Genomic DNA, 15710 nt, shown 5'->3' on the forward strand with positions numbered 1-15710 from the left:
TTTCCTCCCTTTTGTTAAGTTAATTTATTTTTGGATCTAACGCATCTCGCAGCCCATCCCCTAAGAAGTTAAAGGCTAGTACTAGCAAAATAATCGCTATCCCCGGAAAAATCGCTAAATATGGTTCTGTTTCTAAATAAGCACTTCCAATCCGGAGAACATTCCCCCACTCTGGAACATGAGGTTCTACACCAAGCCCTAAAAAGCTTAGACTGCTTGTTGCAATCACTGCTCCACCAATCGTTAAGGTAGCTTTGACAATCATTGGCGCAAAGGCATTCGGGATAGCATGCTTCGTCAAGATTTTCCAATCCGATTCCCCCAGTGCCTTTGCAGCTTCGATATATTCTAAATTCGATACCATTAAAATATTGGCACGCATCGTCCTTGCGTAAATCGGAATAGACCCAATACTTAAAGCAATAATTAAATTGATGGTACTGGAGCCAAACGCAGCGATAATAGCAATAGCCAATAAAATCCCCGGAATCGCATACAGCGCATCAAGTATACGCATGATAACTTGGTCAGCGGCATTATAATAATAACCTGCTACTGCCCCTAATAGACCACCAATAATCATTGGTATAATGGTTGTTAATAGACCGATGATTAAGGATATCCTTGCTCCAAAGACGATCCTGGAAAAGACATCACGGCCAAAGTTATCGGTTCCAAATGGATGTTCAAAACTTGGCCCCTGCAGCAACGAACCATAGTCATTAACTGTTGCAAAGCTGGTTACAAACGTACCAAAGCTTGTAATGGATATGGAAAAAGTAAAGATAACAAACAACAACCCAATCATTGCTGTAAAGCTCTTGCTCAGCTTTATCCAAAAGAACTGCCATTTATCTATAACAGATTGATCCTTTTTAGATGTTTTTAACAAAATGCTGTATGCCAGAATAAATCGGAATATATTTCCTGTTACGGTGGCAATAAATAACAAAAGAGCCAATAGGCGCAATGATTTTTTCCCGGTTAAGGAGGCGTCATTTTGCCGATGAAAGAAGATCACTAAAGCTATATCCATAATTAATAATGCTACTAGCACAGCCACCGATAACATAAAATAATTGGATACATACGGTTTAAATAAATTCAACGATGTAACCGCAATAATAAGAAAATCAGTAATGAGCATATAATATGCAAATGTGTATTCAATAGATGTGTTCTTCTTGAAGAGTCGAAAAGCAAATGTTGCTGTAAACACATTTCCACAAACTAGCGATAGAATCTGAATTGCTGCCAGCTTACGTGTACGATCTTGAATTTCTCCTGTTTGCAATAAATCTCTCCGTAATAACAGCACAATAAAAAGCTGGTATAGGCTATTCACTAGAAAGATAATCGTAAATATGCTAAAAACGGTGTGAAATGTATTACTTCCAAAATCATAACTATTGAATAAAAAGATGAATGTTATTCCCAAAGATATAACAAACGCAAAGTGACCGTGCTTGTAGAGGTCAGATTGCTTTAATGACTGTTGATTAGCACGATTCATGTAAACATTTCACCCCTAACTATTCTTCATTTGCGAACGAATACGCGGATTCAACATCGCATAGACAAGATCCACAATTAAATTAACAATCGAAATGGTAATAGCGATATAGACAACCCCTGCCAGAATCGCTGGCGTATCAGGAATAAATTGTTTATCGACAATGTAACTTCCTAAGCCACTGATATTAAAGACTTTTTCCGTTACAGCAGCTCCACCGAGCATACCGCCAAACTGTAAACCAATAACAGTCAAAATGGGAATCCACGCATTTCTTAGCGCATGGCCGACAAATGTTTCTCTGCCAGTTAATCCCTTAGCTTTTGCCGTAACCATATAATCTTCATGCATTACCTCTAACATGGAAGAACGTGTCATTCTCGCAATCGCCGCAGCTAACCCCGTTCCTAGTACAACAATTGGCATTATAAGTGATAAGAAGTTTCCAGGTGAGTAACTCGATGGCAGGAGGTCTCCTTGAATCGAGAATGTAATAATGAAAATGAGCCCTTGCCAGAAACTTGGAATAGATAGCCCAATCAAAGCAATAAACATAAACGTATAATCCCAAAAAGAATTTACACGTGCTGCCGAGATCATTCCTACAGGAACAGCGATAACAATTGCTAGAATAAGAGATGAAATGGCTAGGACCAGTGTCACTGGAAAACGATTTGAAATACTGTTCATAATCACTTCATTACCCGTATAGGATTGGCCTAAATCAAATGTCAAAATTCCGCTTAATGCATGCCATAGCTGCACAAAGTAAGATTGATCTAAACCATATTGGACATTAAAAGCATCTCGCTGTGCTTGTGTTGCAGACTCACCCAATATATTTGCCGCCGCATCTGATGGCGAAATATAAAGAATGGTAAATACAATGATAATCACGGAAACGATCACAAAGACAGTCATCACAATCCGCTCAAACACAAAACGTTTAAATGCTCCTTGATAAATAAAGTACATACAATAGGCTAAAATCCCTGGAATAAACGTAAGTAAAACGAAACGCTTATCTGTCAACAGACGATGAAAAAATTCCGTATAGTTCATCGGCTTTCTTACTTCTTGTCCTAATTCTTCTTGAACGATTGCCTCTGAACGCTTTTTAAGCTGACGTTGAACAAACTTTTCTTTTTCCGCCGCTTTTAGATTTCGGTTGAAATAGGCTTGTTTCATATCATACTGCTTTTCATAGCTTCTTTTTAAATTTACATAGGCTTCGGATTGCTTTAAATCCTGCATTTTTTTCTTAAACAACGCATCATATGTATTGGACTTTCTTTTACTGAAATAGATACAGAGAGCAATAATATGAACTGGAAACCCAATTAATACTTGAATCCATCTAAGAAATGCATGACGATGGACAACCATAAAACCTTGCGAAAACACATTTTCACGTGTTGAATGTAACAATAGTTTCCCTACTCCCTTCTATAAATCTTGATAATCCCTACCAATTTAGTATAGAATAGATCTATTAGGAATTATAGAAATAAATGTTGTAATTGTCAAATCAATTTTAGAGACTTTGAAACGCTCTACTATACCAAATTCATAGAATTTTCTTTTACAAGTATTGAGGACTGAAAATATTTAAATCACACACCATGCTAATTACACAATAATTGGAGATATGATAATGAAAGATATATTAAACGTACAAAATTTATCCGTTCATTTCGAAACTACAGAGCAACATGTGCAATCTGTGAATCAAATTTCTTTTGCAGTGAAAAAAGGAGAAACATTAGGTATTGTCGGCGAATCCGGCTCAGGAAAAAGTGTCACCGCAAAAGCAATTATGCAATTACTTCCTGGCCAATCTGCACATACCCATGCTGATACAATAGAATATGATGGGGAAAATCTTGCAAACTATTCAGACCATGAAATGCAAAAAATTCGCGGTCAAGAAATTAGTATGATATTCCAAGATCCAATGAGTTCTTTTAACCCAACGATGAAAATTGGTAAACAAATTGATGAAGTACTTATCAAACACCGCAAGCATTCTGCGCATAAAGCGCAAGAAGAAACCATTGAAATGCTGAGGCTAGTAGGCATCACATCAGCTGAAGAACGCTATCACCAGTATCCACATGAATTTTCTGGCGGTATGCTGCAGCGTGCCATGATTGCGATGGCATTAATTTGCCGGCCGAAATTATTAATTGCAGATGAGCCTACAACTGCATTAGATGTGCGCATTCAGGCACAAATTCTGCAATTAATGAAAAACTTACAGGAAAAGTTTAATATGAGCATCATCTTAATCACCCATGATTTTGGTGTTGTTGCCGGTATGTGTGATCGGATCGTTGTCATGAAGGACGGGAAAATTGTTGAACAAAATGATACAGCATCTATTTTTACAGAGCCGGAGCATCCTTACACCCAGCGCTTGCTTAACGCTTTACCACGAATTGACCAAAAGAAAGTTAGCAGGAGGACACAACCATTCCAAGATGCGGAAGCCTTGGTAAATGTAAAGGACTTGAAAAAGATCTTCCCATTAAAATCAGGAGGCCTTGTGCAAGCTGTAGATAATATTGACTTTTACATCAAACCTGGTGAAACCTTAGGATTGGTAGGTGAATCTGGCTCCGGAAAATCAACAACCGGTCGTCTTATCTTGAAACTGCAGCAAGCAACAGAAGGTGAAATTATTTACGAGGGCATGGGGATCCACGACTTTAATCGAAAGGAACTCAAAAAGCTCCGCAGAGATATCCAAATTATTTTCCAGGACCCGCAGGCATCCTTAAATCCTAGAATGAAAGTGCTTGATATTATTGGACAGCCATTGGATATTCATAAACTATACAAAACAAAAGCCGAAAGACGTGCTCGGATAGAGGAATTATTAGAGCTCGTAGGTCTTAAAAAGGAACACGCCAACAGATATCCTCATGAATTCTCAGGAGGACAGCAGCAGCGTATCGGTATCGCCCGGGCACTCGCTGTAAAACCGAAATTCATTGTTTGTGACGAACCACTCTCTGCTTTGGACGTTTCCATTCAAGCACAAATTGTGGAATTATTAGAGGACCTTCAAGAAAAGCTGGGACTCACCTATTTATTTATTGCCCACGACCTGGCGATGGTAAAACATATATGCGACCGTATTGCTGTCATGTATGCTGGAAAAATTATTGAAGTAGCAGAGAGCGAGGAGCTCTACGAAAATCCGCTTCATCCATACACCAAGTCATTACTTGATGCCGTCCCAATTCCAGATCCTAGTATTGAATCAAAAAAAATACGAGAGCATAATATCAAAACAGAAAATTATCATTTTGAAAAAAATCAGTTAGAGGAAGTACAGCCGGAGCATTGGGTACTGGTGTAGAAGGCAAATATTAAAAAGCTACAGCGATTCTGAATAGAATTGCTATAGCTTTTTAGTTGATAGATGAAGAGGGATTTCTAATTACTTATCAAAAATGCAAATAATTAAAGTCGATTCATCCCATGATTAAAATCACGAGTGTTCTCGGCGCTTTATAAATACTCATCATTCAATCTAAAATTCTTCTAATAACTTCTATCTTATCTCTATCCATTCCTTCATCAAACGTTTGATTAAACCTAACTCCACTTCCAAAATGATACTCCTCTGCCTGAATTACTGTATGCAGCTTTTTGATATTATCTACATGAAGTCCACTTCCCGGCAAAATACTTGGTCCCTGTAATCGATATTGCATTTGAACAAGCGTATGCAAAGCATCCTTTCCTTGGTCACAATTCGCAGCACCACCAGAAGTTAGGATTCTTTTAATATTTTCCCGATATGGTATTAGCGCCTGATAAGCCTCCACTTGATCCCTAACTTCATCAAAAGCACGATGGAACGTGACATCCAAATCAGGAAAGTCACGGAATAAATCCGCTAAAAAATCTATGTCTATCGTTTTATTTTCTGTCAAGGCACCAATAACAAACCGCTTATGCCCCATTTCATAGAATAGAGAAATATCTTTTTTCATCGTCATTTTATCTTCTGCACGATACATAAATCCATAAGGATGGGGCCTTATCATCACTTGAACAGGTATCTGCACACTATTAATCACATGATGAACAGTCCCGTATGAGGGAGTCAAGCCGCCTAACTCGATGGCTGAAAGCAATTCTAATCTTGTAACTCCTAACCTCTCTGCGTCTCTTGCATCTGGCGCATTTTGAACAATACATTCAATCATTGAAGTGCTCCTTTCCATGAGTATCATGGGTAATTAATTTATACATCAGTTTGATACAAGGACAAAGCCAAATTATAAGAATTGATATTCTTCGCTATGAGACTTTAGCCATTCGCAGAAGTAATATACCGATACAAATCATAATCTACTGGATTTTCTAACAACATATTCATATGAACAACTGGAATTTCTTTATCGTTCTTATCTCTCATGGTATCTTCTTCCACCGTCTTTTTATCTGGTATTGCTTCACCAAGATAATAAAATCCGCTTCCTTCATCATCATCCTTTTTCACAAAAAGATGGATATCAGACCCTTTATCTTGCGCATGAACTATTTTTTGTACTTCTTCCGACTTTAAAGTTCTATTGCTTCTCGTATACCATTTAAAAACATCTGGGTTAATAAACTCATCACCGTAATCCACACTAGATTCGACCTCATTATCTTTATGATACGTAACAAAAATCGGGCAAGTTTGGTGCTTTGGCTTATAGCCATACATTGTCGAGCTTTCATCCTTGTGCCAATTCAATAGTTTACAAGCATCTTTCCTTGTATATTTTTCATTTAATGTTAGTAACGTATTAGATTTATACTTTTTACTTCGTTCCATTCCCGCTTCCACAACATCCCGGATTAAAGATTTAAAGTACCTATTGATTTGTAAACTACGTTGTACCTCTTCATTAAATGCATATATTTCTCTCTCTGATAGATGAATTATTGCTTTATCACCATATTTTTTCCGATCGGTTTGTGTAAAAAATGATAAATCCATTATTCTGTCCACAGACTCTAATACGTTATTATCTGTCAAACAATTGTTACCTTCTAATGTACGTATATATTCCTGCTTATTTAATGTGCCATGTTCCAATAACAATTTTAATAATATCAACTCATGTTTCCTTTTACCGTCTAATAATTCTCTTGAAAACATTGCCAACACACGTTGCTCATAATCATTTAGTACAGGAATCTCCTCTTTCATCTTCATGAGAAATGCGTAATAAGTATTAAATTTACCAATAATAACCGTTGGATCAATAGAATGATTATGAATAAAATCCGCTAAATAAGGAATGCGTCCCAAGCGATTCTTTAATTCGATATAAGCATCTCTTAATACTTTTTGCGAAGTTAGATTACTTGAATTAATCGATTTGAAGATTTGTTTTTTAGCAATCTCTTCAAAATTAATACTAGAAACACCTTTAATATAGCTTGTTTCCACCGTATGCCTGCGAATATTATCCTTATTTTGTGTTTTATCACCAGATAAAGCAATTGGAATGAGATAATTATTTTTATAATTTCCGATAAAATCAATAATCGTCACAAAATCCTTGGACGCATGTTTACGCAAACCTCTCCCTAGTTGTTGGATAAAAATAATACTAGATTGTGTTTGCCTAAGCATGACAACTTGATTCACACTTGGTATATCGATTCCCTCATTAAAAATATCTACGGTAATAATATAGTCTAGGGACCCGTTTTCTAAACGCTCCACCTGCTGTAATCGAAATTCTTGAGCATCCGCTCCTGTTAAAGCTACTGTACGATATCCTCTACCGTTCAAAGCCTCTGACAATTCGATCGCTTCTTTATTTCTGCTACAGAATATTAAGCCTTTAACGCAATCACCGGAATAACCATAGTAATTCACCTTTTCAAGAATATGATTCACACGCTCTTCAGTAACCAAATTGGATACAACTGTAGTGTCATCTATCAGTTCACCATCATACTCTATATCTGTTACACCAAAATAATGGAATGGACAAAGCATGTCTTCCTCCAATGCTTCTTGGAGGCGGATTTCATACGCGATGTTGTAATCAAAAAGCGCATAAATGTTAAAATCATCCGTTCGCTCAGGTGTCGCTGTCATTCCTAATAAAAATTCTGGCTTGAAATAATCAATTACACGTTGATAAGAACTAGCACCAGCTTTATGTACTTCATCAATCAAAATATAATCAAAATCCTCTGGATCGAATTCATTTAATCTATCTTGTTTAGATATCGTTTGAATCGTTGTAAACAGATACCGAGCATCTGTCTCCCTACTTGTTCCTGATAAAATTCCAAAATCACTACTAAGACCACCGAGTACTCGTTGAAAGTCTTCTTTCGCTTTGCGTAAAATTTGCTCACGATGAACAATAAATAACATTCGTTTTGGCCCCACATTACGGACGTCAAACACAGATAAGTATGTTTTCCCGGTTCCAGTAGCTGAAATAACTAGCCCTTTATCATGCCCTTCTTGCCTTACTGCTTCAATTTCCTTTAGAGCAGCCTCTTGCATTTTATTCGGTTTGATGGATAAAGCTTCTTCTATTGCATTCTTTTGATATACTTCCGGCAATTCTATCAATTTTTCTGCATTAAAAAAGTCTACCGGTCTATGATTTTCCTCATAGTTACTAATCCAATCATCTGTCAATTTATCCGCATTCTCCCAAACATCCTCAAACTGGTTTTTAAAATGTGAAATCACTTCTCCATCCTGATAAGAAGTTAAATGAATATTCCATTCATAGTTTTGCTTTAAGGCATATGCAGTTAAATTAGAGCTACCAATAATTAACGAATAATGATTATCGTGATCAAATATGTATCCCTTTGAATGAAATCCTTCTACACTAGTCAAACGAACTTCTACATTTGTTATTTTCATCAACTCTTTGAAGATCTTAGGTTGATTAAAATGAAGGAATGTGGAAGTCAAAATTCTTCCTTTAATGCCTTTTCGTTTCAAGTCCAACAAATGGGATTTTAGCGTAGCTAGTCCACTCTCTGTTATAAACGCTACAGAAAATATAAAAGACCGACATTTATCCAGTTCTTCTAGTAATGTGCTAAGAACATTTTCACTGCTCTTCGAATTATTAATTAACAATCTCGGTTTATATCTATCTGCTTTCCCACTATCCTGATTGATAAATCCCTTATATAAAGAGGTTTCTAGTTCTTTAAGGAAATTATTCTCCATTATCCATTCCTCCCTCCTTTAAGTATAATATCTACCATAGTTCACATAACAGATTTTTTAAACCATTCATTTCATTATATTTTATAATCCATTAGCACCCTAATACAACCCATAGCATAGGGTATCGTTTCTTGGTCTTTACTTCATTGCCTTTTTAGATACCCCCAAAACCACATATTAATTATCCATATATCCCCTTTGCTAATGCCAATAGATTTCGTCTTATGAAAAACTGGTAGATACGTAATTTCGCCCTTCCATACACCTAGGGTTATTGTATACTAATATTAAACATAAAGGGGGGAATAGTCATTCGCACTCTATCTTCATATCTTATGTTAATTGGAATTTTAATGATTGCTTTAGAAGGCAATTGGATCGTATTAAACTATGATTCTTTATCTATTTATCCGTCAAATGCATATCTCATTTTGGCAATTGGTGCGGCCATTATTGTAATGGCATATATATTTAATCGCTTCTCATCCTATAAAGACGATACGAATGCAAAGGATAATAGGGAGTTTATAAATAAATGGTGGACTGAAACGGATTCAAAAATTATGAACTGGGTTTTGGCCATCGCCATTTTATCACTTGTTATCGTCGCAATTTATGATTGGCCAACTGCTTTTAAATTGTTTTATATCTTTTTATTTGTAGGTATAGCTGGGTTTGGTTTTCTTTACATCATGCATGGAGAGAGGGTAGACCAACCAGATGAGGAAACATATAAACCTATAACAAGAAAGTTCCTTGATTTAATTGATTACCGCCGCCACCCATTTAATCTTTCATTCGTCATCTTTGTACTTGTTCTCATAAGCTTTTTATTAAGTAAGGAATTTGGGATTCCGCTGGACACAGAAGTAAGTGGTAACCCTCGATATGTTACATCTCTGCCAGCTAGCGCATTTGTCATGTCAGGGCTGATGCTGGCTAGTACATTTGTTTATATTATTAATAACAGTGACATTTTTGGAATTCGTAAAGCAGAGCAAAATGAGGAAAAAGTGCTTCTGATTCATTTTATGGAGATTATGTGTTGCGGTGTAACCTTCTTTATTTGGCTTGTTACTGTTATAAGTGCTTTTATTTAATAAGATAGGATGGAAGTTTTAATGCTAATATATGTCATACAGTTTTGGATATGTAAAATGAACATATAGCGATGTGTCAATGTTCTCGCAGGTAAAAAGAATCATACGATATACACAAAAAGTGAGCATAACATCAGATGGAAAACTGTTATACTCGCTTTTTTAAGATATAGGAGACATTTCACTTATCCACCATATGTCTACTGATGCCAATTGGAGCGGATTTCTCTTTTTCCGATCGGTTTGGGTCCTGGTTGGAGCGACTTTCTCCTTTTTCGAGCGCTTCAGAACCCCGTTGGAGCGACTTTCTTCTTTTTCGAGCGCTTCAGAACCCCCCGTTGGAGCGACTTTCTCTTTTTTCGAGCGCTTCCGGATCCGGGTGGAGCGACTTTCTTCTTTTTCGAGCGCTTCAGAACCCCGTTGGAGCGGATTTCTCATTTTTCGAGCGCCTCGCACCTCGGGGGGAGCTTCTCTTATTTATCATTATTGTAGGTCGATGCGAAGTCTTTAAGGATTTTTTGATACTCTCTTACAGAGTCTACGTAGACCATTTCATTGTCGCCGTGCCAGTCATCCCCGGCTGGTCCAAACTCTACGACACAGCCACCATGTTTAATGAAAAATTGACCATCGTTTGAACCGTGCTGACCAAAGATGTTTACCGTTTTAAGTTGGGTTTGCTTCTTGATCGACTCGGCCAGTGAAATCACATAGGCATTATCCTCCTTCGTCTTGACTGGGTGATTTTTCATATGAATGTTTACGGTCCCCTCCGTTATCTCTTGAATCTGTTTAAATATCTCATTCGGAGATTGTTCAGGTAAATATCTAATATCAAGGGACATTTCGCATGTTTCTGGAACCTTATTATATACCGTTCCACCACGTATTTTTGCAAGATTAATCGAGGCTTTATCATACATTGGCGGACCTGTTTCTGTTGCAAAAGGAAGCTCCAGAATATTTTCATAAAGCTGGATTGCCTTTATGATCGCATTATCACCTTCCCACGGGCGGCTTCCATGCGCTGGCTTACCTTGAATAACAAAATCAAGCTGAAGCACACCTTTCGCTTGGACAGCAATTCCCAAGTTCGTAGGCTCTCCACAAATAATAAAGTCTCCTAAATACCCGTTCTCTGTTAAAAACTTGGTGCCATTGGTGCCTCCAGTCTCCTCATCTGGAACGATCTGCAACATTATTTTTGATGGTAAGTTACTGTTTTTTAATTCGGCAACTGTCTCCATCATTGCCGCTACTCCAGCTTTCATATCAGCAGAACCTCGACCATACATTTTTCCATCATTAATATATGGTTTAAACTGGCTATCCTCTGCTTCGATAACGTCAATATGACCATTAAATATAATGGTGTTATCTCCCTGACCAATCTCACATACTAAAATGCGATATCCGTTATTTTCTATTTTTTCTACAGGAAGACCTCGATTTTCTAGCCATTCTTCACAATAATCAATTGCTTTGTTTGCACCAGCTTTGGTAGAACTGTCTATTCTAATCAGTTGTTCTACCAATGGGATTGGATCACCCATCTTACCCCTCCTAATCTATTATTACTAGCAACTGGTTGTAAGACTCCCACTTCATCCATAGAGAGAAGATCTGATGATTGGAAGCGGAGATCAAACAGCCACTAACGACCCTAACAACCCGTTTCGTTCAAGAACTTTTAGGGACGCCTCTTTTGAATCATACCTTTAATTACACGCCCTTATGGTGTTAATATTCAATAACCTCTGAAAAGCAAATTAAAACATGGCAGGTTTCGTTTATGTTCTTTGGTGGAAATACAGTATAAATAAATAAACTTCCAATAATTTTAAGTCTGAGGAGATAAGGGGGATGAAAATGAAGAAGAATAAACCAATTATTGGCATAACCAGTACAATCCTTGATATAGAGATTAAGGGGGAGGTAAATCCTTCCGTACAAACGAATCATCAATATGTTAAAACAGTGAATGAAATAGGTGGCCTGCCAATTGTTCTCCCTGTGACTAATAAGGAAATTGCCAAAGATTATGCCGAGCTTTGTGATGGTATTATCTTTACGAGTGGTGAAGATATCAGTCCATCCAAATATAATAAACCGCCTTTAGAGGGGTTACAGAAACCACATATTACAAGGGATGAAGTGGAATTGCCCCTTGCAAAGTACGCCGTGGAAAACAAGATCCCTATACTGGGTACCTGTCGTGGACTAGGGGTAATAAATGTAGCACTAGGTGGTTCCATGAAGCAGAATATCGAGACAAAGGACAGGCCATTTTCTCACAATCAGGAGATTAGCCGTAAATTGCCCAGCCACCAAATAGCAATCAAAGAGGACAGCCACTTATACCAATTATTAGGAATAAAACATGCGATGGTCAATAGTAAGCACCATCAAGCTATTGAAGACTTGGCAGATTCTCTTAAGGTAGCTGCTGTAGCAGAAGATGGGGTGATTGAAGCTGTAGAAGCCAAAGATAAGGACTTGTTCATTCTTGGATTGCAATTTCATCCGGAAGAATTGTATGACCAGGATACCAATATGCTAAATTTATTGATGCTTTTCCGGGAAGCATGTGAGAAATGACTAAATGGTTTTAAAAAAAGTCCTTCATAAAATTAAATTGTATCCTATAGAGCAGACACTAAAAAAAGCCTACTTTATAGGGTACTTTTATATATAATGAGAGAAGATAATTTGTGTGCTTTAGGGCCAACACAGCAGGCAACGAAGTTAAACATTTTGAATTAACCTTTACGCAGGGCAAATAGGTGGTTTTTCAAAAAGTATTCGAACAAGGTGAAAAGGGATCTTTTTCATTCGACTCTTCAAAAAGTCGCTGTCATCTTTTATTTGACGGAAGAAAAACAAAAGGAAGCTGTTATGTGGAATTTCATCTCCCAAAACAGAAGTTATTACAATGAACGCAATATGTATAAATAGCTGTGCCCTACTTAAATTGTAGCTGCACAGCTATTTTTTACTGATAATCCTGTTTACTTCCTATTTCACTAGTCGTCGATTAATTACTTCAATATCTTCCGTTCCTTTTGCACTTGACACAGTTATTACAACGCCTCCCGGATCACCCGCTTATAATACAAAACGGATAATATGCCAAAAATAGAATACAATGCTGTATAAATAATCATGACAATAATCATCGGTGTCCATAATTCTGTCCCGAAAAAGAACCAGCCAGATTGGACTGCGAAATAACTGTGGGCGAGTCCAATTATCAATGGGATGCCAAAGTTAAAGAGCTGTTTTCTCTTGATACCGCGCAATAAATCTTTTTGTGTAAATCCCAATTTTCGTAAAATCGTGTAATTCGCTCTTTCATCTTCGCTTTCATCCATCTGCTTAAAATAAAGGATACATCCAGATGTAATAAGAAAAGCGAGGCCTAGAAATCCCACAATAAACATGATGAGTCCCATGGCACTTTTTTGGTTGTATAACATTTCAAGCCGGGAGACACTCGAACCATTATCCTTTAAGCCTAACGATTGGAAGACTTTATCAGCCTCTTCCAATTCAGATTGGTCTTCAATCTCAATTCCAATATAGACTGGTGGTTGATCTTGAATTGCTGAATCCATATTTTCCCTCAATTGCTCAAATATTGTGCTGTCAACAATAGCAGTTGGTAACCCGCCGCCAGTAAAATTATAGGAAAGGATGGCGCCTTCACGTAAGCCTAGAAATCGTTGCTTGATTGCCCCACTGGCAGTTTCCAACTCAACTTCACCAGATTCCTTAAATGACATCATCTGCTCCAGAACCCCGCTATAGCCAGTAAAGATAACCTCTTCCGAAGATACATCAATTCCTTCAACAGCTTCTTCACTGACGACAGGCAATATCATCTTATTTGGATCAGCTACCATTTCTGACTCGCTGAAATCGGCCTCCATAATTTCTGACACATCCACGTTAACTTGAACAACATCCATTTTTGTTTCTTCAAACGCAATGGCTTCCGTATTTAATGCATCTTTAAATGCTTCTGCTTCTTCTATCGTTGCTATCTGAAAATGATTTGGTGCACTTTGTTCTGCAGATTTTTCTGCTGAATAATAGGAAATATAGCTTAAACATAATAATCCAATTGCAAGGGCTGACACAGTGGTAATAATGGTTAAAAGCAATGCATTCGACTTCATGCGAAACATGATCGATGAAAGAGATAGGACATCGTTCAAGTTTAAATAGCCGCCCTTACTTTTCCGGATCAGGTAAAAGATAAAACTTACGGAACCTTTATAAAATAAGTAGGTGCCAAAGATGACAGATCCTAAGATAGCAGCCATCGCAATGAATAATTCGGTCATCGTTACAAAATCACCACTGAATAGTTTCGTTGAAAGAAAATAGCCAAGAATAATCAGGCCAATCCCGACAACACCGATACTAATCCCGAAGATGGACATTTTTTTCACGCCCGCTTCTGTTGTGGAACGAATCCGGAATAATGACAAAATGCTTTGCCTTTTAATAAAGATAAAATTCATTACCATTATACAAAGGTAAATCACAGCAAAAACGATTAATGTTTGAATCAAAGCCTCCGTTGAGAAGCGTAAATTTGCTACTTCCTCGATGCCAATCACGTTTAATAGAATCATCATAATAAATTTCGAAGCAGCAAAACCGATAAATATCCCGATGGCAAGTGATCCGAAGTATAAGATGAGATTCTCAAGCGTAAGGATTTGAAAGATTTTCCCTTTTGTCATTCCGATCAATTGTAATAGCCCAATCTCCTTGCTGCGTCGTTTAATAAAAATCGTATTCGCATACAATAAGAAAACCGCAACAATACCGACAAGGACAATGGAAGCAGCACGAATCCCAGCAGCCCCTTTAATCGACCCTTCAACCTCATCCATTGCCGGGTCAAACTGCAAGGTCACAAATGCAAAATAAAGCGCGACACTAAAGATCAAGGCGAAGACATAGAGATAATAGTTTTTCAGGTTTTTCTTTAAGTTACGGTAGATCAAACGATTAATGCTCATGATGAACCCCACCTAATACGCCCTGTGTTTTCATAATATCTTTGAAAAATGTTTGCCTTGTTTCATCACCCTTATTTAATTGGGTATAAATTTGCCCATCTTTAATAAAAATGACTCTGGAAGAATAGCTTGCAGCAACAGGGTCATGCGTTACCATCACAATGGTCGATTGCAGCTTTTCATTGAGATCGCTCAATTTATTTAATAGGTCAGAAGCAGCTTTTGAATCAAGAGCTCCTGTTGGTTCATCTGCAAAAATAATGCTCGGCTCATGAATGAAAGCACGCGCAGCAGATGTACGTTGTTTCTGTCCCCCAGAGATTTCATTTGGATACTTATCTTGGATATCGGCAATTCCAAGCTCCGTAGCAAGTACATGGAATTGTTGATCAGCCGTTTTTTTAGGCGTCTTCTTGACGGATAAAGGCAGGAGGATATTTTCCTTTACCGTTAATGTATCTAGCAAATTATACTCCTGAAAAATAAACCCCAAATGCTGCTTTCGGAATTCAGCTAACTGTTTCTCCCGCATGCGTGTAAAATCCGTGTTCTCAATTTTAATTGAGCCTTGCGTCACTCCGTCAATAGAGGATAACACATTGAGCAGGGTGGTTTTTCCTGACCCGGATGGTCCCATAATACTAACGAATTCTCCTTTATCCACCATCATATCAATGCCTTTTAACACTTCTTGTTTATTAAATTTATTTCCATAGCTTTTATGGATTTTAGTTGCTTGCAGAATATGCATGTTTCCACTCCTAATTTTTTATTCGTTACAATTAGCTTAAAGGATTCCTCCTTTTGTTTCCTTCGATTTACCGAACAAAAAGAAAAAG

Annotated in this window: 10 protein-coding genes; 3 read left to right on the top strand and 7 right to left on the bottom strand. The window is 37.4% G+C overall.

Annotation, left to right across the window (positions count from 1 at the left end; all coding sequences use genetic code 11):
* Nucleotides 1–19 precede the first annotated feature (19 nt).
* Entirely contained in the window at nt 20–1513 is a 1494-nt protein-coding gene (locus KI343_RS03840; RefSeq protein ID WP_212925122.1) for an ABC transporter permease, read from the bottom strand.
* A gap of 15 nt (nt 1514–1528) precedes the next feature.
* On the bottom strand, nt 1529–2941 hold the full coding sequence (locus KI343_RS03845) for an ABC transporter permease (protein WP_244856702.1): 1413 nt from the start codon (nt 2939–2941) through the stop codon (nt 1529–1531).
* A 226-nt stretch (nt 2942–3167) separates the two neighbouring features.
* Between KI343_RS03845 and KI343_RS03850 the strand changes: the two genes are divergently transcribed.
* Nucleotides 3168–4877 carry an ABC transporter ATP-binding protein gene (locus KI343_RS03850; protein ID WP_212925123.1) on the top strand — a complete coding sequence of 570 codons (1710 nt, stop codon included), beginning with the start codon at nt 3168–3170 and terminating at the stop codon, nt 4875–4877.
* 169 nt (nt 4878–5046) lie between these two features.
* On the opposite strand, the gene KI343_RS03855 is transcribed toward KI343_RS03850, so the two are convergent.
* Nucleotides 5047–5733 (bottom strand): copper homeostasis protein CutC, encoded by a 687-nt coding sequence (locus tag KI343_RS03855; protein WP_212925124.1) that lies wholly within the window; start codon nt 5731–5733, stop codon nt 5047–5049.
* A 104-nt stretch (nt 5734–5837) separates the two neighbouring features.
* Nucleotides 5838–8738, bottom strand: a complete 2901-nt coding sequence (locus KI343_RS03860) for a DEAD/DEAH box helicase (RefSeq protein WP_212925125.1) — start codon at nt 8736–8738, stop codon at nt 5838–5840.
* A 353-nt stretch (nt 8739–9091) separates the two neighbouring features.
* Between KI343_RS03860 and KI343_RS03865 the strand changes: the two genes are divergently transcribed.
* The gene (locus KI343_RS03865) at nt 9092–9838 is read left to right on the top strand and encodes a nucleotidyltransferase (protein WP_212925126.1); all 747 of its coding nucleotides are present in this window, start codon (nt 9092–9094) and stop codon (nt 9836–9838) included.
* Between the two features lie 473 nt (nt 9839–10311).
* Here KI343_RS03865 and KI343_RS03870 read toward each other — a convergent pair whose 3' ends face one another.
* Entirely contained in the window at nt 10312–11391 is a 1080-nt protein-coding gene (locus KI343_RS03870; protein WP_212925127.1) for a M20 family metallopeptidase, read from the bottom strand.
* Nucleotides 11392–11707: 316 nt separating this feature from the next.
* Here KI343_RS03870 and KI343_RS03875 point away from each other — a divergent pair, with 316 nt between their 5' ends.
* Nucleotides 11708–12436: a gamma-glutamyl-gamma-aminobutyrate hydrolase family protein gene (locus KI343_RS03875; RefSeq protein ID WP_212925128.1), complete on the top strand. Its 729-nt coding sequence runs from the start codon at nt 11708–11710 to the stop codon at nt 12434–12436.
* Between the two features lie 482 nt (nt 12437–12918).
* Here KI343_RS03875 and KI343_RS03880 read toward each other — a convergent pair whose 3' ends face one another.
* Nucleotides 12919–14871, bottom strand: a complete 1953-nt coding sequence (locus tag KI343_RS03880; RefSeq protein ID WP_212925129.1) for an FtsX-like permease family protein — start codon at nt 14869–14871, stop codon at nt 12919–12921.
* Nucleotides 14861–15622: an ABC transporter ATP-binding protein gene (locus tag KI343_RS03885; protein ID WP_212925130.1), complete on the bottom strand. Its 762-nt coding sequence runs from the start codon at nt 15620–15622 to the stop codon at nt 14861–14863. The genes KI343_RS03880 and KI343_RS03885 overlap by 11 nt, the downstream gene beginning before the upstream one ends.
* Nucleotides 15623–15710 lie beyond the last annotated feature (88 nt).

The sequence above is a fragment of the Oceanobacillus sp. J11TS1 genome, from assembly GCF_018333215.1.
GTDB lineage: Bacteria > Bacillota > Bacilli > Bacillales > Amphibacillaceae > Oceanobacillus.